The organism is Mesorhizobium sp. LNJC391B00, assembly GCF_000502535.1.
Lineage (GTDB): Bacteria > Pseudomonadota > Alphaproteobacteria > Rhizobiales > Rhizobiaceae > Mesorhizobium.
Genome location: NZ_AYWI01000006.1, coordinates 417,907 through 439,828 on the forward strand (window position 1 = coordinate 417,907; position 21,922 = coordinate 439,828).

The window sequence follows — 21,922 nt, forward strand, 5'->3', positions numbered from 1 at the left end:
GATAGCCGATCTCCCCGCAAGGCGGGAGATCCGCAGCTTGGCCGACGCCGCCCCTTTCAGCCTCGCCGAGCAATGTCGGCCGCCACTGCCTTCGCCTCGCGTCCAATTTCCCTGAGCAGACCGGTGACCGGATTGTAGAAGCCGACGAGGTAGAGGCCGAGTTGCGAGGCGCGGGCGTTGACGCCACTGCGCTCCGGCTGCAATTCCACGGGCAGAAACTTTTCGTAGCCCGGGCGATAGCCGGTGGCGAGGATGACGGCGTCGAAATTTTCCTGCCTGCCGTCGGTGAACGCAGCGCCGCGCTCGGTGAAGCCCGCTATGTCGGGCGCGATCTTGATGGCGCCTTTGGTGATGGCGTCGACCGTGCCGACGTCGATGACCGGGATGCGGCCGACTTCGTCGATCTGTTGCAGGATGCCCTGTTTCGGCCTGACGATGCCGTATTTCTCGAGCTTGCCCAGCGCGAAATCGAGGATGATCGGAAACATCCAGTCGTTCAGCGCCTGCGGCATTGGCCGGCTGGCGATGCCGACCATCTGGATCGGCACGCCAAACAGCTGGCGCGGCACGATGTGGACGCCCTTGCGCACCGAAATGGTCGGACGCGCGCCACTTTCCACCAAGTCGAGCGCGATCTCGGCGCCGGTGTTGCCCATGCCGACGATCAGCACCGAGCGGCCGGCAAAGGGCGTCGCTTGCGTATAGTCGGTGCTGTGCAGCACCTCGCCCTTGAAAGCCTCGATGGCAGGGAGCCGGGGGATGATCGGCTCGGCATTGTTACCGCTGGCGATAACGACATGGCGCGCCTTGAGGTTGTCCGATCCTGTCTCGACCAGAAAACCGCCGTGCCCGAGGCGAATGGCTTTCACCGTCACGCCGAAGCGCGGGCGCAGATCGAATTTTTCCGCGTAGTCGTCGAGATAGCGGACCACCAGTTCGCGCGGCACGTAGCGCGGATAGTTTTTGGGAAAGGGCAGGAACGGCAGCGACGAGAACGACTTGACCGTATGCAGATGCAGCCGCCGATAGTGCCGCCGCCAGGCGGGCGCGATCTCCTGCGATTTTTCGAGCAGGATGAAATCCACTCCTGCCCGCTTCAGGCAGGCACCGACCGCAAGGCCGGCGGGCCCGGCGCCGACAATAACGACAGTGGTGTCCAAGCGATTCTCCTCCCGCTAGCTCCTTAGGCTACGCGTAGAAGCGCAGGCGGGACAAGGCGCGCCTCACCTTCTCCCCTTGTTGGAGAAGGTGGATCGGCGCGCTAGCGCCGAGACGCCTTCGCATCGCGGCGCGCACGCTGCGCATCCTGTCCGGTCTCGGCTCACCCCCGGTGACGAATGTCTATCCCGGCAATCGCCCCATGCTGTCGGACGGGCTGCCTGTCGCCGGCCGCACCGCGACCGAAGAGCTCTACGTGCATGGCGCATGGCCCAATCGGCATGCATGCCGCCCCCGCCACCGCGCGCTGGCTGGAAGAGGCCGTGGTTCGGGCGATGGCAATCCGAAGCAGACATGGCTCCGGCCACAGCGATTTGCGGGATGGGAAGGGTGAGGCTGCGCGACGTCGTGTCGATCTAGCCCGCCACCAGCGCGAAGGGAGGCGTTCCTCCCTAGCCGACATGCTCGGCGCGCAGCTTCTTCTTTATCTGCTCGAGCGCTGCCTCGCCGCCCCTCGCCAGTTCATCGGCGATCCTTGCCAGCTTGTCATCGGCGTTGCGGTATTTGCTGCCCCAGGCGCCGAGCGTCGCCAGCACCGGCAACAGGTCGATGCCCGCCTCCGTCAGCTTGTAGATCGCCTTGAGCTTGTGCGTGGGGTCGTCGCTTCTGGTGACGATGCCCTCATCCTGCAAGGTCTGCAGCCGCTCGGCCAGGGTGCGCGACGAGATGCCTTCGCCTGATAGCAGAAACTCCCGGAAGTGCCTTTTTCCGGCGAAAATCATGTCGCGGATGATCAGCAGCGTCCAGCGGTCACCGAGCAATTCGAGCGATAGGCTGATGGGACAGCCGGATCTTTCCCTGGTCGACATTTAAATGCTTCCATTTTTAAATCACTTTACTATTGACATCATTTTTCACTCATGTCAATGGTTCCGAAAGTAAAGCAATAACCAACGCCGCCTGACCTGGCGCTGGTGACACCAGAGCTCAGGAGAACGACGATGAGAAAACTGATCCTGCAGATACAGATATCGGTCGACGGTTTTGTCGGCGCGGCCGGCGATGAGCACTGGCAGCTCTGGGAATGGGGCGCCAACTGCCCGTGGGACGACGACTTGAAGCAGGATTTCAACGCGGTGTTCGCCGGCATCGACACCATTCTGCTCAGCCGCAAGATGGCCGAAGAAGGCTATCTAACCCATTGGGGCAATGCGGCAAAAAACTATCCGCGCGATCCCTTCTACGCCTTTGCGCAGCGCATCGTCGAGGCGCGCAAGGTGGTGCTGAGCGACAAGCTCGCGGCATCGCGGTGGGAGCGCACGACGGTTGCCAGCGGCAACCTGCCGCGCGAGGTCAAGGCGCTGAAAGCTGAAGGTGAAGGCGACATGGCGGTATTCGGCGGCGCCGGCTTTGCCTCGGCGCTGATTGCAGCGGGACTGGTCGATGAGTTCCAGCTGTTCATCAATCCGGCCGCGCTGGGCGACGGCGAGCGGATTTTCGACCGTGGTGGCTTCCGGAAATTGCGCCTGCTCGGCTCTAAAGCCTATGCCTGCGGAATGGTGGTGAACCGCTACGCGCCGGCAATGTGAAGCAGTTCAGCGATTGAATCCGTGGACCGCTTCAACTCTTTGTTTTTGCGAGAACTCCGGACGGATCACCGCAACCCGCTCCTCGTGAACCTGCGCTAGAAATTGATCTCGACCGAAGCGGCACTTCGCTTTGCCGGCCCGTGAAACACCGCCTCGATGTTGTTGCCGTCGGGGTCGAGCAGGAAGGCGGCGTAGTAGCCGGGGTGGTAGGGCCGCTCACCCGGCGCGCCATTGTCGGCCCCGCCGGCATTGAGGCCGGCCCTGTAGAAGGCATCGACCATGGCGTTGTCGCTGGCCTGGAAGGCCAGATGATGGCGCCCGGTCAGTTGTCCTCTCGCCGCCCGGCTGTCGAGGCTTGAGATGAACAGTTCGTCGGCCCAGAAATAGTCCTCGGCCTCGCCGCCGATCGGAATGCCGAGCACCTTGAAGACGGCTTCATAGAAGCGCCGGCTCGCCTCGAGGTCCCTGACCACCAGCTGGACGTGGTCGATGAGGCGGCCGCGATGCAGTTCCATGAGCGATCTCTCCCGTCGCGAGACCACAAAGCTAGTGCCGCGGAGCGGCTCGTCAATTCGGCAGTCTATCTTGTCGGCGCGCTTGGCAGCCTTACACCCTGCTTTTGTCATATCCGGATGGACTTCCACGCAGACCGGATAAAAAATGCAACCGGATTGTCGGATTCGAAATCCCGCCAACGTCCTTCGGACGCAAGCGGCGCAACGGAGCTGGAGCGAGTGGCGCCGCATCGAAACCGATCTCGGGAGAAGAGCATGAACAATTCCTACCGTTGGGTGATCGTCGCGTGCGGCGCGCTGATGACCTGTGTGGCGCTCGGCGCGATGTTTTCGCTGGCGATCTTTCTCGAGCCGATGGCGCTCGACACCAACTGGTCGCGAACCGGCATTTCCAGCGCCATGACGCTGAATTTCTTGGTGATGGGTGCAGGCGGTTTCGCCTGGGGCGCCATCTATGACCGTGTCGGCGCCCGCCCGGTGGTTTTTGCCGGCGCGGTGCTGCTCGGCCTGTCGCTGGTGGTGGCGAGCCGAGCCCAATCGCTGCTGGTCTTCCAGCTGAGCTATGGCGTCATCGTCGGGCTGGCGGCCAGCGCCTTCTTCGCGCCGATGATCGCGCTGACCACCGCCTGGTTCGAGACCCATCGCAGCCTGGCCGTGTCGCTGGTCTCGGCCGGCATGGGCGTGGCGCCGATGACCATTTCGCCCTTCGCGCGCTGGCTGATCACGGCCTATGACTGGCGTACCGCCATGTTCGACATCGGGATCATGGCCTGGGTGCTGTTGCTGCCGGCCGTCTTCCTGGTGCGCCAGCCGTCGGCGGCGGTCGCGGCAGCGGATGGCAGCGCGCCCGCGCCTGCCGCGGCCCCCGGCATGTCAGTCGGCCAGGCGCTGCGCTCGCCGCAATTCCTGGTGCTGGGCATGACCTTCTTCGCCTGTTGCGCGGCGCATTCGGGGCCGATCTTCCACATGGTGAGCTATGCCATGTCGTGCGGCGTGGCGCCGATGGCAGCCGTGTCGATCTACAGCGTCGAGGGCCTTGCCGGCCTTGGCGGGCGCGTGCTCTACGGCGTGCTCGGCGACAGGTTGGGCGCCAAGCCGGTGCTGATCGTGGGCCTCGCCATCCAGGCGGTGGTGATCGCCGCCTATCTCGCCGTCGGCAATCTCGAGCAGTTCTATCTCCTGGCGATCATCTTCGGCGCCACATATGGCGGCGTCATGCCGCTCTATGCGGTTCTGGCGCGCGACTATTTCGGGCCACGCATCATCGGCACGATACTTGGCGCCGCGACCCTGTTGTCCAGCCTCGGCATGTCGTTCGGCCCGCTCGCCGGCGGCATGATCTTCGACGCCTATGCCAGCTATTCCTGGCTGTTCATCGGCTCGGCGCTGATCGGCCTCGGTGCTGCCGGCATCGCCATCGCCTTCCCGCCGCAGCCCGGCCGAGAGAGGCTGCAGGCGGCATGAGCGAAATTTCCCCTCGAGGGGAAATACTCATCACCCTGTCCCCGTTCCCGAGCGCAGCTCTTCTCTGCCCTCGTCGTCGCGGCTGAGCCTGGCGTCCGAGATCAGCACCACCGGGCATTGGCAGCGCTGCAGCACGCCGGTGGTCGTCTCGCCGAAGAAGAGTTCCTCGCCAGGGCGCCGCGCCACGCCGATGACGATCAGCGCCGCCCCCCTGCCGGCCTGGCGGGCAATGGCATCGGCGGCGGCGGCCCGGCTGCGGATGGCCGTCTCGATCTCGACGCCATAGCGGTCGGCTAGTGCGACGGTATCCTTCAGCACCGCCTCCCTGCGGCGATGCGAGACAGTGTCGCGCGGTTCGTCGCGGCCGACGCGCGCGACATAAAGTATCTTGACCCGCGCACCCGTGACCGCTGCAATCGCCAGCGCCATTTCTGCACCCCGGCGGGCGATCGCGGTGCCGTTGACCGGAACCAGAATCTTCCCGCCTTCAGGTCCTAGCCTTGGCATCTGGCGGCCGGCGCCGGTCGCCTTCAGCACCAGGCATAGCGGGCCCTCGAAGGCGCCGGCGATCTCGTTGATGCGGCGGGCAAACCCACCTTTCGACGTGACCGCGCGGCCGGGCCCGATCAGCAGCAGCCCATAGCCTTTGCGCGCCTCCTTGGCAACCGTTTCGGCCGAAAGCTCGGCCTCGTGGCGCCGCGTGACAGGCGCCGCGCGGGCCAGCTCCTCGTCCGAACTCCTGGCGGCCTCGCGGCTGTCCTCGGCACCCTTTTCGATCGGCTCGAGCTTCGCATCCGTGCCGGGCTCGGCCTCCTCCCCCTCGCCTCGGGCATGCAGCACCGTCGTCGGCCTGCCGGCGCCCACGACTCCTGCGAGGTAAGCAGCAAAGCGGCCGACAACGCCCTCATCGGTCACCACCAGCAGTCGTTCCAGATTGGCGATGAAGCCGCGTTGGTCGATCTCCTCGCGCTCCAGACGCTTCTTCTCGGTCTCGCCCATCGGCAAGCGGCCGAGTGCCCAACGCAAGGTCGGCGGCATGGCGAGCGTGGTGATGACGGCCATGGTCACGATCATGGTGAAAAGATTGTGCGACAGAACGCCGATCGACAGGCCAATAGAGGCGACGATGACTTCGGTCGAGCCGCGCGCGTTCATGCCGCAACCGACGGCGATGCCTTCCTTGCGGCTCAAGCCGGCAAGCTCGGCGCCGATGAAGGCGCCGGCGAATTTGCCGAAGCTGGCGATCAGCACCAAAGCGGCCGTGAGTAGCGCAAGCTCGTGGTCAACAAGCACGGTGAGATCCGCCGAAAGGCCGGCGACGCCGAAGAAAACCGGCATGAACAGCGCCATGATGACGCCGCGCAATTGCCCTTCGATATGACGCGACAGGATCGGCGATTCCCCAACCAGTATGCCGGCGACGAAGGCGCCGAGCACGGTGTGGACGCCGATCAGATCGGTGATCAGCGCCATTGCGCCCATGATGGCGAGAATGACGGTGACGACGGCGTATTCGCTGCGGAACGTATCGTTGGTCCAGCGGATGGCGTCGAAGACGATGCGGCGGCCAATCGTGAAGGAAAACCCCATGAAGGCGGCGACGCCGACAATGGTGAAGGCAAGGCTGCCGAGCTCGATGCGCCCCTTGGTGGCGATGCCGATGGTGATGGCGATGATCACCCAGCCGATCGTGTCCTCGATGATGGCCGACGAGACGATGATCTGACCGAGATCGCGGCGCATGAAGTTCATCTCGCGCACCACCATGGCGACGATCTTGACCGAGGAGATCGACAGCGCCGTGCCGAGGAAGAGACCGGCGACAATGCGCTCGGTTCCGTCGGCCAGCAGCGAGGCCGGCATGAACTGTGCGGCGGTGAAGCCGAGCGCGAAAGGCACGGCGACGCCCGCGGCGGAGATGGAAAAGCACGCACGGCCGACCCTGCGCACCAGCCGCAGATCCGTCTCCATCCCGGTGAGCAACAGAAGCATCAACACGCCGAGCTGGGCGATGGCGCTGATCATGCTCTTTTGGGTGGCGTCGCCTGAAAAGATCACGCGTTCTGCTTCCGGCAATAGCCAGCCGAGCAGCGATGGCCCGAGCAGGATGCCGCCGATGAGCTGACCCATCACCGCCGGCTGGCCGAGACGCTCCAGCAATTCGCCGATGCCGCGGCCGACGAGAAGCAGAAGGAGGATTTCGAGAACGAAAATGCCCTCGCTGGACATGCCGGTCTTTTCGGCTGCCAACGATGCGGCCGGGATGAATGCGAAAGCTGCCGCGGCAAGCGCGACCGGCCGGCGCCGGTTGACCACGAAGGACATGCACCCCCTCATCGTGCCCGGTATAACGTTTGCGGGCGAGATCGGTTGCACGCCACGCTCCCTTGGCGCGCCGCAGGTTACTCATTACCTGAATCGCATAACAGGCCTATCTGACTGCGGATAAACCGCCGAGACCCGGGCCGGCGACGGAACATTTTCAACCGATTGCGCGTTGCGCAGATGGGGATGACCGGCGTCGTTTCGGCCGGCCATGGCGTTGGGAGGCGCATGGCAAGGGATGTCCCAGGTCAAGACCGTGAAAACCGACGAAGCGGCTGCAGCGCCGCGGGCGTCTGATGCGTTCGCGCTGAAGCTCACCTCATCGGAATTCGTGGCCACCATGTCGCATTTCCACCGCGCCGAAATCGCCCGCATGGCCGGCTGGCGCGACCGGCTGGACCGTACCAGCAACTGGGCGATTACTGTCGTCGCCGCCATGCTCTCAGTCTCACTCTCGACGCCCAGCGCCCATCACGGGGTGCTGCTCTTTGCCATGCTGCTGACCACGCTGCTGCTATGGATCGAGGCGCGGCGCTATCGTTTCTTCGACGTCTACCGGGCCAGGGTGCGCCAGTTCGAGCGCTATTATTTCGCGCAGATCTTCTCGCCGCAGCCCGACTACGCCTCCAACTGGCTGGCCATCGTCGGCGAAGGCCTGCGTTCGCCGCGCTTCCTGATCTCGCAACGCGCGGCGTTGGTGCGCCGGCTGCGCCGCAACTACATTTTCATGTACACGATCCTGATGCTGGCGTGGGTGCTGAAGATCACGACGCCCAGTCTGCAGCGCGAAGGGTCGCCGATAGGCTTGGGCGCGTCATTTCTCGACGCCGCGCGCGTGGCGCAGCTCGGCCCGGTTCCAGGCATCTATGTCGCGTGCATGGTCGGGCTGTTCTATGTCGGCCTGCTCGCAGCCGCTTTCCTCATCTCAAGCGACGATGGCGAGCTTTCGCATGGCACCGTGCATGTCTGAGAGCGGCCTCGAAAAGCGCAATCTGCCGCGGTGATCTTCAGCAGACATTGTCGACCATCAGAGCGGTCGCTTCCGACCGGCTTGCGGCTTCCTCAACTGGAAGCCGTGCGCGATGGCGCTTGTAGGCGGTGAGCGCGATGACCAGCACGCAGCATACGGCGTTCAGCCAGTTGATCGCCGCCAGAGCGGGATCGTTCAGATTGATGTGGGCGTAGAGTCCCGTCGTGGCGTTGGCGCCTGTCCACAACAGCCAGGTCGCGTAGGAAATCGCCGACGCCCCGTGCCTGTCCCGGGCCACCCGCACGATCTGCGGCAGGTAGGACACCACGCGCAAGCCATTGAAAATAGTGAAAAGATAAAAAGACAGATCAGCAAGTGTCATCCGAAACCCCTGTCATGGCCGGACGTCCCATAGCGTTCCTTGCAGTGGCGGCATGTGAGCCCGTTCACATGCCGGCTTCGATTTTCCTGTTGCGGCCCGGCACTCGGATTCTTTCGCCATGTGGGCCGTTCGCCGTGAGCCAGCCCGACGAGGTCGACATTAACCAGATCCTGTTTCGGCCGACGGCGCGGGAGTACTAAACAGATCTCGTGCTTGGGCAAAGTTCGGGTTGACCGCTGCCAAGAGCGCGGCGACTATCCCTGCAACGTGCAGGAGGACATGAGAATGGACGAACCCGATCGCTGGCGGCACATGGCGAGCGCGCCCAAGGACGGCAGCCGCATCCTGGTCACGGTCAGGCCATCGGAACAGGGGCCGGCCGAGGTCGACCTCGCTTACTGGTCGCGCGCCGACCAGTTCGGCACGGAGGGCTGGCGCTCTTCCGATTCGTCGCCAGGACGGGTGATCGAATACCCCGAACCGGAGTTGAAATGCTGGATGCCGCTGCCGACGGCCAATCTGAGCCGGGCTTCAATGCCAAGTCCGTGGCAAGGCGAAGACGTCCCGCTGCTCGACGGCTCCGGGATATGATCTCGGCGGGATGACCGTAGGAAATACGCTGCCGGCCTAATACTTGACGGCCTTACTTCGGCCGGCGCACCGATCGCACCATGCCGCCGGGGCCGCTGCCGCAAAAGAAGCGGTCGCCGCCGTCGGATTCGAGCCCGGAAACGCCCACCCCTGCCGGCATGTCGAGCCGTTCCAGCACCTTTCCGCTTTGCGGATCGACGCGCCGGACATCGCTCTGGTCGCCTTCCCAGGTGCCGTGCCAGAGCTCGCCATCGACCCAGGTCACTCCGGTGACGAAGCGGTTTGAGTCGATGGTCCGCAGGATTTTCCCGGTCTCGGGATCGATCTGGTGGATCTTGCGCTCCCGGTTCTGCCCCACCCAGAGCGTGCCCTCGGCCCAGGTCATGCCGGAATCGCGGCCGCCGCCGGGCGCCGGGATGGTGGAGAGCACCTTGCCGGTATCCGGGTCGATCTTCTGGATGCGGTCCCCGGCGAGCTGAAACAGATGCCGGCCGTTATAGGCGGTGCCGGCATGGGCGGCGACATCGATCGAGCGCAGCGTCTCACCGCTTGCCGGATCGAAGGCGGTCAGCCGCTCGCCCGTCGCAAACCAGACATTCTGTCCGTCGAAGCTCACGCCGTGCACGGTGTCGACATCAGGAAAGGGCCCGTATTCGCGCAGGATTTCCGCTGCTGAATGTTTCATGTCCTGGTCCTCGATCATGGTCACCTTTCCTAGCCGTTCGGCAGCGGCGACGGGAGTAACAAGGTGGTCGTGAAACCAGCGACCGGTGGCGTCATCCAGCGCCGCGCCCGGCCCTGGCCGAAGGACTGCACTTTGCCGGTCTCGGCCAACTGCTCGAGCGCCCGCTGTACGCTGCGCTGTCCAGCGCCCAGCGCCAGCGCCAACGCCGAGCTGGCCCAGGATTCACCATCGGCCAGGAAGGCCAGCAGCGCGGCGTGCCGCTCCTCGATCGGCCGCGCCAGCACCGCCACGGAGCCTGCTTCGCGCGGCGCCAGCGCAAAGCCCTGGCTGGTCGCGCCGATGCCGGCCAGCGGGCGCAATTCGGCGCGCAGGCGGCCGATCTCGACCCGCAGCCTGGCGCGATGCGATTCATCGGCATGCCGGCCGCCAAAGGCGCGGGCAATCAGCGTCGCCCTCGGCACATCCGCCGGCCAGGCTTCGGCAAGCGCGCGCGCCAGCGCAAACAGCACCGGGCGCGTTGCCAGGGATATCGTTGTTTCCTGCTTGTGCACGATATAGCGGAACGTATCGACGACCAAGGCCGGCGACGCCTGCAGTGCCTCGACCTCCTTGAGCAGCAGCGGGCGCTCCTCGCCGCCTGCGATCAGCCGCGCCGCCGGCGTCTCCAGTGCCAGGAAGGCGCTGTCGACCTCCGCCATAAGACCCGGAATGCCGGCCCGGCGGGCGGCATAGCGCGCCCACTCAAGGGCTGCGCGCGCGGCCTTCGTCTTCAGGCGCCGCATGGCGATGCCGGCAACCGCGAGTTCATGCGCAGCGCGTGAGGCCGGCGGAAGCGGCGACGGATCGAGCCCAACCAGCACGTCTTCAGCCTCGTCGAGGCGGCCGATCAGAAGCAGGCGGCGCACCTTGAGATGCCCGGCATGCGCCGCGTTCAGCCGGTCGCCATGCTTTTCCAATGTCGACCGCGCCGCGTCGAGCGCCTTGGATGGCCAGCCGAGATCACGCGAAACAAGCGCGATCTCGGCTTCGGCGACAACGCATCTGGCGCGCGCCACCGCCTCCTTTGGACCGAAGGCACGGCCGGCCCTACGCAACAGTACTTTGGCGCGGTCGAGATCGCCGAGCTGCGCCATGGCAATGCCGCGCAACGCCAGCGCCGGGGCATCCTCGCGCAAGGCGACGCGGTCGAGTGCCGCCAGCGGGTTGCCCGCCGCCAGCGCCAGCCCTGCCGCGGTGATCAGCGAGTCCATGCAAATCCCGTCACATTTGTAACTCCCACCGCTCCCCTTACCGGCCCTAACTTAAGTCACCACCGCCAAGCAGCAAGCTGCGGACGGCGACCTAGCCATCTGGACTGGTTGAAGACGCCCAGGCCTGCGTTGACGGCAATATTCGCATTCGCTAGCCTGAGCATCTCAGACAGTCGCGTTAAGCTTCTCAATAAGGAAAAACCGACCATGCCTGCTTCCGAGGACCTCGAGCCCACCGTGCGGCCTCGCCACCCCTGCTGCGGTGGCCCGCCTGCAAATGCCGTCACATTTGTAACTCCGCCCTCGCCGCCTCGCGGCCCTAGCCTGCCTCACGATCAACAGGCAACGACAAGCCACAACGGCTCAACAATTGGCAAAGGAAACAAGCAATGACCAAGCACGTGGCAATGAAGACCCCACCGGTCGTTTCAAGGCAGGAATGGGAAGCCGAGCGCGAAAAGATGCTGGTGAAGGAAAAGGCAACGATGCGCGCCAGGGACGCGCTGTCGGCCGAGCGCCGGCGCATGCCATGGATGGAAGTAGACAAGGCTTATGTGTTTGAGGGTCCCAACGGCAAAGCGAGCCTGCTCGATTTGTTCGAGGGCCGGCGGCAGTTGATCGTCTACCGCGCCTTCTACGAACCCGGCGTCCACGGCTGGCCCGAACATGCCTGCCGCGGCTGTTCGCTCGGCGCCGACCAGGTCGGCCATCTCGCCCATCTGAACGCCCGCAACACCACGCTTGCCTATGCCTCCCGCGCGCCGCAGGCCGACATTGCCAGCTTGAAGCAGCGGATGGGTTGGGAGATGCCCTGGTACACAATCACCGACAGTTTCGACAAGGATTTCGGCGTCGACGAATGGCACGGCCACAACGTGTTCATCCAGGACGGCAAGAAAGTCTATCGCACCTACTTCATCAACAACCGCGGCGACGAGCAGATGGGCACGGTCTGGAGCTACCTCGACGCAACGCCGCTCGGCCGCCAGGAAATCTGGGAGGATTCGCCCGAAGGCTATCCGCAGACCGAGCTCTACAGCTGGTGGAACTGGCACGACAATTACGACGCCGCACCCGACAAGACGTGGGAGGAAGTGTCGGCGGCCGGCGAAGCCGCGTTCCGCAACAAGGACGGCAAGTAAGGACCTGGAGCGGCCCATCCAGCTTGGTTTCCTGTCCCTCACGGGACAGGAAAGCCGGGCATTGATCATCAAGGGATTATGACCATGAGCGATATCGGCACAGGCACCGGCAGTGAGGTCCCTCAACGCTCCGATGCAGTTTCTCTCCGCACCGCCGACTGGCTGTGCCTCGCCGCGGCCCCTGTTTTCGCCGTGATGGCGCTGCTTACCTGCATTCACGCTGGCGACGGCGTCATGTCGTGCCTGGGGGCCGATGCCTCCCCGCTCACCGGCATGCCGCTGATGTATCTCTTGATGAGCGCCGTCCATCTGGCGCCTTGGCTGCGCGTGATTTCCGGCCGGCCGATCCGGCGATAGGCTGGACCGCCGCCGCCATGCTAACGCTCTTTACGTCGGAGAGAGACTATGAAGCTGGTCAGGCTGAGAGCGCCGGGCGGGTTGGACAAGCTCGACCTGGTCGAGGAGGATCAGCCCCGGCCTGGGCCGGGAGAAATGCTGGTCAGGATTCGCGCCTGCGCGCTGAACATGCGCGACGATTTCGCCGTACAAGGCAAGGTGCCGCTCGCCGACGGCCGCGTGCCGCTGTCGGATGGCGCCGGCGAGGTGATCGCGATCGGTGACGGCGTCGACACGTTCAAGCCGGGCGACAGCGTCGTCAGTGTTTTCTACCCCTGGTGGCTGGCCGGCGACATGAGATCCGATACAAGCCGCGACATTCCCGGAGACAGTTTCGACGGCTTCGCCAGCGAGTATGTGTGCATGCCGGCGCAGGCCTTCGCCAAGGCGCCGGCGGGCTATACGCATCTCGAGGCGGCAACGCTGACCTGCACGGGCGTCACCGCCTGGCGCGGCCTGGTGACATGCGGCAAGGTAAAGCCCGGCGACACGGTGCTGATCCTTGGCACCGGCAGCGTGTCATTGTTTGCGCTTCAATTTGCCAAGGCCGCCGGCGCAAGGGTCATCGCCACGTCGTCCGATGAAGAGAAGCTGGAGAAGCTCAGACGACTCGGGGCCGACAGCGTCATCAACTACAAGGCGGTGCCGGAGTGGGGCGGCAGGGCCAAGGAACTGACGGACGGACGCGGCGTCGATCATGTGATCGAGGTCGGCGGACCGGCGACGCTGGCGCAGTCGATAACGGCCTGCCGGACAGGCGGGCATATCGCACTCATCGGCGTCCTGACCGGCTTTGCAGCAGAAGTTTCAATCCCGGCGCTGTTTTCAAACCAGATCCGCATCAGCGGAATTTCCATCGGCAGCAAAGCCGACCAGCAGGACATGATCCGTGCGATAGAGGTCAACCGCCTGAAGCCCGTCATCGACAGCAGCTTTCCACTGCAGGATATCGCCGCCGCCTTCAGGCACTACGAAGCGCAAAGGCATTTCGGCAAGGTCTGCCTCGAGCTTTAGATCCTGCGATCGGCATTCCTACCCAGCGGCCGGCGCCAGCGTCCCGCTTGCCATCAGGCCCCAGAGCTGATCGGCGGTCAGCTGTCTGGCCGAGCCGTCGTAAGCCACCCTGCCGAGGCTGAGCACGACGATCCTGTCGGCCAGCGCCCTGACCGTCGACAGGTCGTGCGTGACCAGGATGACGCCGGTGCCGCTGGCGGCGATCGAACGGATCAGCTTGACGACCTGCGCGGTCTGCTTGACGCCGAGCGCGGCGGTGGGCTCGTCGAGGCAGATCAGCTTGACGTGATCGGCAAGCGCGCGGGCAATGGCGATGGACTGCCGCTGGCCGCCCGACAGCGAGCGCACCAGAACGTTTTCGTCGCGAAGCGTGACGCCCAGCGCGGCAAGCCGGGCACGACACTGCTCGGCGGCCTTTCGGTCGTCGCGAACCGGGAAGACACCGAGCCAACGCCGCGTTTCCTCACGCCCGAGGATCATGTTGTGGGCGACGCTGAGGTTTGGGCAGAGCGCCAAATCCTGGTAGACCGTCTCCAGGCCGGCGCCGCGTGCATCCTGCGGGCTCCTGAAGGAAATCGGCTGGCCCTCGAGGGTCATCGCGCCGGCATCGGGCTGGATGGCGCCCGAAATAATCTTCACCAGCGTCGACTTGCCGGCGCCATTGTCGCCGAGCAGACAGACGATCTCGCCTTTGCCGACCGTGAAGCTCGCCTCTTCCACGGCCGTCAGCGCGCCGTAGGATTTGCGGGCGCCGGCAATCGAGAATGCCGGACCTTGCGGGGCTTCTGCATTGCCCGCCGTCGCGGCAGGGCCGGCCGAGGCGACGGCACCATTGTCCGCCACCGTGAAGTTGGTCGCGGCCGCCCGAGCGCGCCGGCCGCGAAAACCGATCGCAGCCTGGTCGGCCACCAACGCCAGCAACAGCATGCTTCCCACCGAAATGGATTGCCACCATGATTGCAGGCCGACGAAGATCAGTCCTGCATTGAGGATGCCGATGGTGGCAACGCCGATGGCGATGCCGAGCGGCCGGCCGGAGCCGCCGGAAAAAGCGACGCCGCCTAGGATGGCGGCGGTGAGCACGTCGAGCTCGAAGCGAACGCCGATGGTCGGCGTGATGCTGCCGAGACGACCGGCGATCAGAACCGAGACCAGGCCGATCAGCAAGCCATTGGCGGCGTAGAGGCCAACCACCGTGCGCCCCACCGGAATGCCGCAGAGTTCGGCTGCGCGCGGGTCGCCGCCTATGGCGTAGAGCCTCAAGCCGGTGACCGTGCTGGTCAAGACAAAGGCTCCGACGACAAAGACAGATGCGGCGATGATCACGGTGTACTGGATGCCGAAGATCTTGCCCCGCCCCAATTCGAGCAGAGCCTCGGGAAAACCATAGACCGCGGTGCTGGAGACGACGAAGGCAAGGCCGCCATAGAGCGCCAGCATCGCCAGCGTGACGATCAACGGCGAGATGCTCAGCCTGCGCACCAGCAGACCGTTGAGCAGACCGAGCAAGAGGCCGAGACCCAGGCCGACGCAGATCGCCAGCAGCGCACTCTGCGTCGCCACCGCAACCTTGGCGGTGATGATGCCGATCAAGGCGACCATGCTGCCGATGGAGAGGTCGACATAGCCGGCGATCAGCAGCGCGGAGGTGCCGAGCACGGCGATCAGGATCGAGGTCGAGTTGACGCCAATGACGACGAAATTGTCGAGGCCGAAGAACGATTTGTTCAACAGCGAGAAGGCGATGATCAAGCCCAGCGCGACCAGCGCCAGCCCGATGCGGCCAGAGGCTTCGCCCGGTGCCTTGACGCCCGGCAGCAAGGATGAAAACCGGCCCGTTTGCAGCGGTGTCGTCCCCGTTCGAAAGCTGTCTGTGCTCATGCTTGCCTCTCACTGAAGCGGGCGGTTTCAGGTCAGGCTGAACCCGCCCGTATCGCGTGGGAAAAACAGGCGCTACTTTGCCTCGGATGACCAGGGGAAATTCACATACTGGTCGCGCGTATCGTAGCAGATGTTGCCGTACATCCTGAGATAGATATCGCGGCGCTTCGGGTCCTTGTAGACCGCGGCCGGGTCGGCGACATCGGCCTCGTACTGGGCCATGTAGTCGCTGGTCAGCGCCACGGGCAGGATATCCATCGCCTGCGGGATGCTCTTGCCCTCCAGCCAGTCGGCCGCGTGCTGGCCCATGGCATAAGCGAAGACCGGCGACGCCAGGCTGATGCTTGCCTTGTAGGGACCGCCGCCTTTCTTGATCGCGGCGACTGCCTCCGGTTCGCCGTCGATGCCGCCAAGGAACTGGTCCGGCCGCGCCTTGCCCGCCGCTTCCAGGGCAGCCAGCGCGCCGAGCACGACCGTGTCGGCGCCGAGCACGACATCGACGTCGGGATGGGCCTGGAGAATGGTGCTCATCGTGGCAAAGCCGCCTTCCTTGTTGACGGGATTGGGTGAGATGTCGGCGACGATGGTGACATCAGGCATGGCCTTGAAGATGTCGCGCATGGCGGCAAAGCGCGGCGCCAGGAATTCCATGCTGTCATGGGACAGGATGACGACATTGGCCTTGCCGCCGAGCTTGTCCTTTATGTAGGCCGCGGCCGCTTCGGCCAGCACCTTGCCGGTCTCGTATTGCGGCGCATTGAGCAGCGACGTGGCTGGCGGCGGCACGATGGTGCCGACATAGGCGCCCGACCAGATAAGCTCCTGCAGGCTGCGGCTCATGGAGGCCGGGTCCACAGGCGCCGCCACCAGACCGCCGATCTTGGAGGCGAGAAACAATTGCACCTGCTCGACCCCCTTGGCGGCGTCATTGTTGGCAAGCGCGCGGCGATATTCCAGCCCGCGATCCTTGGCGGCGGCGGCCAGGCCGCGGTCGACGCCCTGCATGAATTCACGCTCGTTATCCTGCGCGAAGGCCAGCACCTTGTTCAGGCCGGGCGGTGGGCTGCAGGCCGGCGCCTTCGGATCGAACGGCGCAAATACCGCCGGCTTGGTGAGCCCGGCCGGGCCGTCCTGCGCGCCTGCCAGAATGGTACCTCCCGCGAGCACACCGGCAACGCCGAGCAGCGTCGCCAGCATCATGTTCCTGTCAGATCGCATTTCACTTCCTCCCTGTCGTTGATTGTTGCCGCGCATCGCAAGCCTCGCGGTCGCTACTCTTCCCAGTCTCCCCAGATACCCACCTTCCCGCTTGCAAGTCAAAAGTTTTTCCAGTGGAATTAATTAATCAGAGATAGTCGGGTGGCTCGCCCACGCGATCACGCCTTGGCGATCAGCGACTGGACGGCTTTGGCCAATTCCGTGCCGAGCACGCGATGCGCGTCGCTGTCGAGGTGAATGCCGTCTACCGCGCTCGATTCGACGACGTCGCCGGCGTTGAAGAAGGCGGCGCCGGCGCGCCGGGCCGCATCGCGGAACAGGCCGGCAAAGTGCATCGACTTTGCGGCGCCGCCCAGGAACATCTGGCCGAACCAGTCGACCTCCAGCATCGGCGGCGGCGCTACTATCAGGACCGCGGGCGCCACGCCCGCGGCGCCAGCTTCGCTGCGCAGGACAATTCTGGCCAAAATCTCAATGGAATCAGCGACGTCGTTGGGCGTTACCGAGAACCTATGCTTGAGATCGTTGGTGCCGAGCATCAGGATGACGAGGTCGAGCGGCATATGCGTTTCCAGGCACACCGGGAGCGATTTGAGCCCGTTCTTGTGGAGACCTTCGATCGGATCGTCGTGCACGGTGGTGCGCCCGCCCTGCCCTTATTCGATCACATCCCATCCGCTGCCGAGCTGGCGGCGCATGATGCCCGGCCAGCGCCGGTCGGGCGTGAAGCGGCGCCGTCCGACGCGGGCCAGGGTGGGAATGGCGCCATAGGTATTGGAATCGCCAAAGCACATGATTGTCCGGGTCTGCGTCACGGCATTGCTCCTCCAGGCTTGCATACTTTGAACGACAGCAGGCCGGCCGGCGTCAACTACATTTTTCCATCGGGTGGATTTAAGTGTTGCCTTGCCGTTCCCGCATTGCTACGTCAGCGCTTTGATCGGCTCGCCTTGCGGCCAACCTCCTTGCGCAGGGGAAAGCGTGACCGGCACCAGCTTCTTCAGTCTCGAAAAGATCGCCGAGGGCCGCAGCGGCGGAACCACGCAGGCCGAGAGCCGCGTCTACAACGAACGCCTGATCGTCTCGCTGATCCGCCGGCACGGCCAGCTGGCCAAGACCGATTTGACGCGGCTGACCGGGCTGGCCGCGCAAACCATCACCACCATCGTCAACCGCGCCGCCGACAACAAGCTGCTGCTGCGCCTGGAGCCTTTGCGCGGACGGCTGGGGCAACCCTCGGTTCCCTATGCGTTGAACCCGAAAGCCGCGTACGCCTTCGGCCTCAAGGTCGACCATCGCAGCGCCGATGTCGCCCTGGTCAATTTCGTCGGCGACGTGATGGCGTTCGAACGCACGCTGTTCGACTATCCGACGCCCGTCGAAGTGATGAAATTCGCCAAGGGCGCCATCGCGCGCATGTGCCGCAAGCACAGATCGATAGAGCAAGACCGCATCGCGGGTCTTGGCATCGCCTCGCCATTCCATCAGTGGAACCTGAGCGAAGAGGGCGCGGTGCCGGCGAGCAGGCTGGATGCCTGGAGGGAAATCGACATTCGCGCCGAACTGGACCGGGCGTTCGACTGGCCGGTGTTCCTCTACAACGACGCCACGGTGTCGGCCGCGGCCGAACTGATGTTTGGCGCCGGCGGATCGCGCGCCGACTTTCTCTATGCCTATGTCGGGCACTTCATCGGCGGCGGCCTGGTGCTCGATCATCACTTGTTCCCCGGCCGCAACAAGCTGGCCGGGGCGCTGGGCGACATGCCGGTGCCCGCGCCGGGGCGCAAGGGCGACCGGATGACCCCGTTGCTGCGCGTCGCTTCGCTGCATTCGCTGGCCGGCAAGCTCAACGACCAGGACAATGGGGACGAGGGCGCCGGCCGCATCTGGTCGTCGCCCGACGATTGGGGCGACCTTGGAGAGCCGGTCACCGCGTGGATCGATGAGGTTTCGGACGGGCTTGCCTATGCCGCCCGCAGTGCCGTTGCCTTGCTCGACATCGACAATGTGGTGATCGATGGCGCCATACCGAATGGCGTGCGCAAGGAGATCGCCAAGGCCATGCGCAGAAAGCTGGCACGGATCCTTGCCGATCGTCCCGAGCCGTTCTCGGTCATCGAAGGGACGTTTGGCCATCTCGGTCCCGTCATCGGCGGCGCCAGCATTCCGCTGCTGGTCAAATATTCGAACGACAAGGACCTGCTCTTCAAGGAGTAGGGTTGCGGCTGGCCGCCCGGGCGGATCACCAAAACAGCGATCTGTGAGACTTGTCACATACCCGATCTCGAAGCGCGTGCTACTGCCACCCTACGGTCAACCAGCGCTGAAAGAAATCGGCTGCCATGGTCTGGCGGTGACGGGGCTTTCACTTTATCCTGTGGCAGGTTGCATACTCTTAACGGACCTCATGCCGCAGAATGCCTTCGTCGGCGTCAGGCGGCAGTTGCCAGGAGTTTTGCCATGCTCCGACTTTGTGGATTCATCGCGGTCTTCATCCTCGCCGGCCTCACGACGTTCGAAGCCTGCGCCGATCGAAGGGTCGCGCTTGTTATCGGCAATTCCGAATACCGCAACATTCCGGCGCTGAAGAACCCGGCCAAGGATGCCCAGGATGTATCGGCCACATTCCGGCTGGCGGGGTTCGAGGTTTTCGTCGCCGAGAATCTCATCAAGCAGCAGTTCGAAGGCCAGTTCCGGGACTATCTGGCCGCCGCCGACGGCGCCGATCTCGCCGTCGTCTACTATTCCGGGCACGGCTTTCAGATCGGCGGCGAGAATTTCCTGATACCCGTCGACGCCTCGTTGAAGAAGGCGGCCGATATCGAGGTCCAGGCCATCAAGCTCAACGACGTGCTGGAGCAGTTGCGCTCGAAGTCGAAGATCCAGGTGATCATCCTCGATGCCTGCCGCAACAACCCCTTCCCGCGCAACAATTACTGGCTGCGCGACCAGCTTGTCACCGCCGGCAATACCGGGCTGGCGCAGGTGCGAAGCTCGCTCAACACGCTGATTGCCTTCGCCACCGAACCAGGTGCGGTCGCCTATGACGGCAGCGGCGACCTCAGCCCGTTTTCGTCGGCGTTTTCGCGGCGCGCGCTGGCGCCGAACCAGGAGATCCGCACGGTCATGTCGGCGGTGCGCCGCGATGTCGTGCAGGCCACCAACGGCATGCAGGTGCCCTGGGAAAATTCCTCGCTGATCGATGACGTGGTGCTGGTGCGCCGCAACAACCGGCCTTCGCTGCCGCCAGTGCTGGAGAAGGTAGTGCTCTCGGGGATCGGTCCTGTCGCTCTCGGCCTGCCGGAGCCGGTCGATGTCGATGGCGGCGCTATCAGCGTCAGCATCGAACGTCCGCCAGCAATGGGCCGTCTGGTGCTGGACGGCAAAGACGTCGCGGTGGGCGAACCGATCGCCGGCAAGGACCTGCCGCGCCTGCAGATGGATATCCCCAAAGGAGCCGCCACGCAGGACGAGGTGGATATGCTGGCCTACGCCACGCATGACAATTGGGGCGGCGGAAGCCAGGGCATATTGGTGTTCCGCGTCAAGAGCGGCGAAGGTGCGGCGGGTCAGCAGATCATGGCTTCGCTCGAGGCCGAGCAGAAGCAGCAGGTGCTGGAGCGCGGCATTCACATCACCGGCGCCGCCGAAGCGATCGAGAACCGCAAGCTTGATATTCCCGTCGGCGTCGGCCCGGTCGCGCTCAATCTGGATTTCCCGACCGACGATCCGGCGGTCAGCCTGAAGGTCTCGGGGTATCCGGCAACGGGAACGCTGTCATTGCCTGATCGAACCTTGTCGCCGCAATCCAGCCTTCTGGCCGGTGAAGTCGACCATCTCCGTTACGAGCCGCAGATCGGCGCCGGCGCGCCGGTCGAGGTCGGCTTCGAAATCCGCGCCGACAGCAGCTCGGCCAAGCCCGCGACTATGAAGCTGTCGCCGACGGTCGATGCCTGCGATACCGCCGCCGGCGAGCCTCTCGACCTGCAAGGTGTGGTGCCCGGCCTGCTGCCGAACGAGATCGGCGCCGGTGCGGTGGCGGCCTGCGAGGCCGCGGTGAAAACCTATCCCGATGTCGCCCGCTTCCGCTACGAGCTCGGCCGCGCCCTGCTTGCGGCAGGCCAGGTTAGAGAGGCCAGGACAGCCATCGAGGACGCCGCCAAGAAAGGCCATGTGCGCGCCGTCTTCGAACTCGGCTATCTCAACGCAACCGGAACCGGGACGGCCATCGACCGCACCCAGGCCAACGCTCTCTACAAGGCTGCCGCCGACAAGGGCGATCCTTACGGCATGACCTCGTGGGGACGCGCGCTGTTCAATGGCTATGGCGTCAACCGCGATACGGCCAAGGGCCTCGACCTGCTGCTCAAGGCGGCGGCCATGGGGCACACCTATGCCATGAACGATCTTGCCGCCATCTTCACCGAGGGCCGCAATGGCGTGCCTGCCGATCCGGCCCGCGCCGTCGCCTTCCTGCAAGCGGGGGTGCAGCGCCAGGACATGTATTCGATGAACCTGCTCGGCCGCAATTACCTCGCCGGCCAAGGCATCGACAAGAATCCGAAGACGGCGCAGGCGCTGTTCCAGCAGGCCACCGATCTTGGCCAGCCCTACGCTCCGGGCAGCCTCGCCCGCATGTACAGGGACGGCGTCGGCGTGCGCCAGGACCCGGCGGAAGCGCAAAGGCTGTTCGAACTGGCGACCACGCGCGGCGATCCGTCGAGCGCCTATGATCGCGCGGCGCTCGAAATGGCGAAAGGCGACAAGGCCGATCAGGCTGTCGCGGTGCGCTTCCTGGCATTCGCCGTCGCGCTCGATCTGCGCAAGGAGCTGCCGGACGCCAAAAAGGGCCTGGCGCAGTTCGGCACCAAGCCGAAAACGGCAGCTTTGGACGCCCTGCGTCGAGAGCTCAAGTCGAAGATCCCCCCGTCCGGTTCGCTGGACACGCAACTGGTCAATGCGGCCCGGGGGGTCTGGGAAGAAGCCAATCCGCGTCGGGATTTGTTCTGAACAATAAGGAGGCCATGGTGGGCAAGGCATTCAAGCAGACATTCATCGGGCAGGCATTCATCGGGATAATTCTATCCGGCGTTCTGGCCGGGCTCATGGGCTGCACCTCGGTGTCGCCGATGTTTGAGCCGGCACCGCCGGTGAAACATCGCAAGGTGGTTCGCGTAGCACCTCAGCCAAAGGTGGTCAGATACAAGAAGGCGACCACCGGCAAAGTGGTCAAGCCGGCCGAGGAGATCCCGCAAAAACCGCCCGTGATTCCTTCTCTCGGCGGCAGCGGAGGCGGCGGTGGGGCTGGCGGCGGCGGCTGGGGATGAGATCGTCGACCAAGG

20 protein-coding genes and 1 pseudogene are annotated in these 21,922 nt (G+C 64.6%); 10 read left to right on the forward strand and 11 right to left on the reverse strand.

Annotated elements, in window-relative coordinates; translation table 11 throughout:
• Positions 1-56 precede the first annotated feature (56 nt).
• Together X750_RS147745 and X750_RS147740 are read right to left on the reverse strand one after the other, a co-directional pair.
• Positions 57-1,160: an NAD(P)/FAD-dependent oxidoreductase gene (locus tag X750_RS147745; RefSeq protein WP_023747820.1), complete on the reverse strand. Its 1,104-nt coding sequence runs from the start codon at positions 1,158-1,160 to the stop codon at positions 57-59.
• 450 nt (positions 1,161-1,610) lie between these two features.
• On the reverse strand, positions 1,611-2,027 hold the full coding sequence (locus X750_RS147740; protein ID WP_023703095.1) for a helix-turn-helix domain-containing protein: 417 nt from the start codon (positions 2,025-2,027) through the stop codon (positions 1,611-1,613).
• A gap of 132 nt (positions 2,028-2,159) precedes the next feature.
• On the opposite strand from X750_RS147740, the gene X750_RS147735 reads away from it, so the two are divergent.
• Positions 2,160-2,747 carry a dihydrofolate reductase family protein gene (locus X750_RS147735; protein ID WP_023703096.1) on the forward strand — a complete coding sequence of 196 codons (588 nt, stop codon included), beginning with the start codon at positions 2,160-2,162 and terminating at the stop codon, positions 2,745-2,747.
• 95 nt (positions 2,748-2,842) lie between these two features.
• Here the strand turns inward: X750_RS147735 and X750_RS147730 are convergent, their stop codons facing one another.
• Positions 2,843-3,262, reverse strand: a complete 420-nt coding sequence (locus X750_RS147730) for a VOC family protein (protein WP_023747821.1) — start codon at positions 3,260-3,262, stop codon at positions 2,843-2,845.
• A 255-nt stretch (positions 3,263-3,517) separates the two neighbouring features.
• Here X750_RS147730 and X750_RS147725 point away from each other — a divergent pair, with 255 nt between their 5' ends.
• On the forward strand, positions 3,518-4,726 hold the full coding sequence (locus X750_RS147725) for an MFS transporter (RefSeq protein WP_023693802.1): 1,209 nt from the start codon (positions 3,518-3,520) through the stop codon (positions 4,724-4,726).
• A 30-nt stretch (positions 4,727-4,756) separates the two neighbouring features.
• On the opposite strand, the gene X750_RS147720 is transcribed toward X750_RS147725, so the two are convergent.
• Positions 4,757-7,051, reverse strand: a complete 2,295-nt coding sequence (locus X750_RS147720) for a cation:proton antiporter (RefSeq protein WP_023747822.1) — start codon at positions 7,049-7,051, stop codon at positions 4,757-4,759.
• A gap of 238 nt (positions 7,052-7,289) precedes the next feature.
• Between X750_RS147720 and X750_RS147715 the strand changes: the two genes are divergently transcribed.
• Positions 7,290-8,021, forward strand: a complete 732-nt coding sequence (locus tag X750_RS147715; RefSeq protein ID WP_023747823.1) for a DUF2270 domain-containing protein — start codon at positions 7,290-7,292, stop codon at positions 8,019-8,021.
• Positions 8,022-8,058: 37 nt separating this feature from the next.
• Here the strand turns inward: X750_RS147715 and X750_RS147710 are convergent, their stop codons facing one another.
• Entirely contained in the window at positions 8,059-8,403 is a 345-nt protein-coding gene (locus tag X750_RS147710) for a PQ-loop domain-containing transporter (RefSeq protein ID WP_023673886.1), read from the reverse strand.
• Between the two features lie 285 nt (positions 8,404-8,688).
• On the opposite strand from X750_RS147710, the gene X750_RS147705 reads away from it, so the two are divergent.
• A complete protein-coding gene (locus X750_RS147705; protein ID WP_023689804.1) occupies positions 8,689-8,994 on the forward strand; it encodes a hypothetical protein in 306 nt (101 codons plus the stop codon).
• Between the two features lie 52 nt (positions 8,995-9,046).
• Here X750_RS147705 and X750_RS147700 read toward each other — a convergent pair whose 3' ends face one another.
• Both X750_RS147700 and X750_RS147695 read right to left on the reverse strand, forming a co-directional pair.
• Positions 9,047-9,679, reverse strand: a complete 633-nt coding sequence (locus tag X750_RS147700) for a PQQ-binding-like beta-propeller repeat protein (RefSeq protein ID WP_023747825.1) — start codon at positions 9,677-9,679, stop codon at positions 9,047-9,049.
• Positions 9,680-9,708: 29 nt separating this feature from the next.
• Positions 9,709-10,929 carry a hypothetical protein gene (locus tag X750_RS147695; protein WP_023747826.1) on the reverse strand — a complete coding sequence of 407 codons (1,221 nt, stop codon included), beginning with the start codon at positions 10,927-10,929 and terminating at the stop codon, positions 9,709-9,711.
• 389 nt (positions 10,930-11,318) lie between these two features.
• Between X750_RS147695 and X750_RS147690 the strand changes: the two genes are divergently transcribed.
• The 3 genes from X750_RS147690 to X750_RS147680 all read left to right on the forward strand — a co-directional run bounded on the left by X750_RS147690 (position 11,319) and on the right by X750_RS147680 (position 13,481).
• Positions 11,319-12,071, forward strand: a complete 753-nt coding sequence (locus tag X750_RS147690) for a thioredoxin family protein (RefSeq protein WP_023695474.1) — start codon at positions 11,319-11,321, stop codon at positions 12,069-12,071.
• A gap of 84 nt (positions 12,072-12,155) precedes the next feature.
• Positions 12,156-12,428: a hypothetical protein gene (locus tag X750_RS147685; protein ID WP_023747827.1), complete on the forward strand. Its 273-nt coding sequence runs from the start codon at positions 12,156-12,158 to the stop codon at positions 12,426-12,428.
• Between the two features lie 48 nt (positions 12,429-12,476).
• Positions 12,477-13,481 carry an NAD(P)-dependent alcohol dehydrogenase gene (locus X750_RS147680; RefSeq protein ID WP_023747828.1) on the forward strand — a complete coding sequence of 335 codons (1,005 nt, stop codon included), beginning with the start codon at positions 12,477-12,479 and terminating at the stop codon, positions 13,479-13,481.
• A gap of 18 nt (positions 13,482-13,499) precedes the next feature.
• Here the strand turns inward: X750_RS147680 and X750_RS1000000163745 are convergent, their stop codons facing one another.
• The 4 genes and pseudogenes from X750_RS1000000163745 to X750_RS1000000167035 all read right to left on the reverse strand — a co-directional run bounded on the left by X750_RS1000000163745 (position 13,500) and on the right by X750_RS1000000167035 (position 17,395).
• Positions 13,500-15,362, reverse strand: coding sequence for an ATP-binding cassette domain-containing protein (locus X750_RS1000000163745; RefSeq protein ID WP_084558238.1), 1,863 nt, complete (start codon positions 15,360-15,362; stop codon positions 13,500-13,502).
• Positions 15,363-15,434: 72 nt separating this feature from the next.
• The gene (locus X750_RS147675; protein WP_032892399.1) at positions 15,435-16,580 is read right to left on the reverse strand and encodes a sugar ABC transporter substrate-binding protein; all 1,146 of its coding nucleotides are present in this window, start codon (positions 16,578-16,580) and stop codon (positions 15,435-15,437) included.
• A gap of 158 nt (positions 16,581-16,738) precedes the next feature.
• Positions 16,739-17,218, reverse strand: a pseudogene (locus X750_RS01000000163120) (hydrolase); the annotation flags it as partial.
• An 18-nt stretch (positions 17,219-17,236) separates the two neighbouring features.
• The gene (locus X750_RS1000000167035; protein ID WP_245271862.1) at positions 17,237-17,395 is read right to left on the reverse strand and encodes a hypothetical protein; all 159 of its coding nucleotides are present in this window, start codon (positions 17,393-17,395) and stop codon (positions 17,237-17,239) included.
• Positions 17,396-17,561: 166 nt separating this feature from the next.
• Between X750_RS1000000167035 and X750_RS147670 the strand changes: the two genes are divergently transcribed.
• The 3 genes from X750_RS147670 (at position 17,562) to X750_RS147660 (ending at position 21,907) form a co-directional block, all read left to right on the forward strand.
• Complete coding sequence (locus X750_RS147670) at positions 17,562-18,797, forward strand: ROK family protein (RefSeq protein ID WP_023747829.1); 1,236 nt, start codon at positions 17,562-17,564, stop codon at positions 18,795-18,797.
• Between the two features lie 243 nt (positions 18,798-19,040).
• On the forward strand, positions 19,041-21,590 hold the full coding sequence (locus X750_RS147665) for a caspase family protein (protein ID WP_023747830.1): 2,550 nt from the start codon (positions 19,041-19,043) through the stop codon (positions 21,588-21,590).
• A 14-nt stretch (positions 21,591-21,604) separates the two neighbouring features.
• Positions 21,605-21,907, forward strand: coding sequence for a hypothetical protein (locus tag X750_RS147660; protein WP_023747831.1), 303 nt, complete (start codon positions 21,605-21,607; stop codon positions 21,905-21,907).
• Positions 21,908-21,922 lie beyond the last annotated feature (15 nt).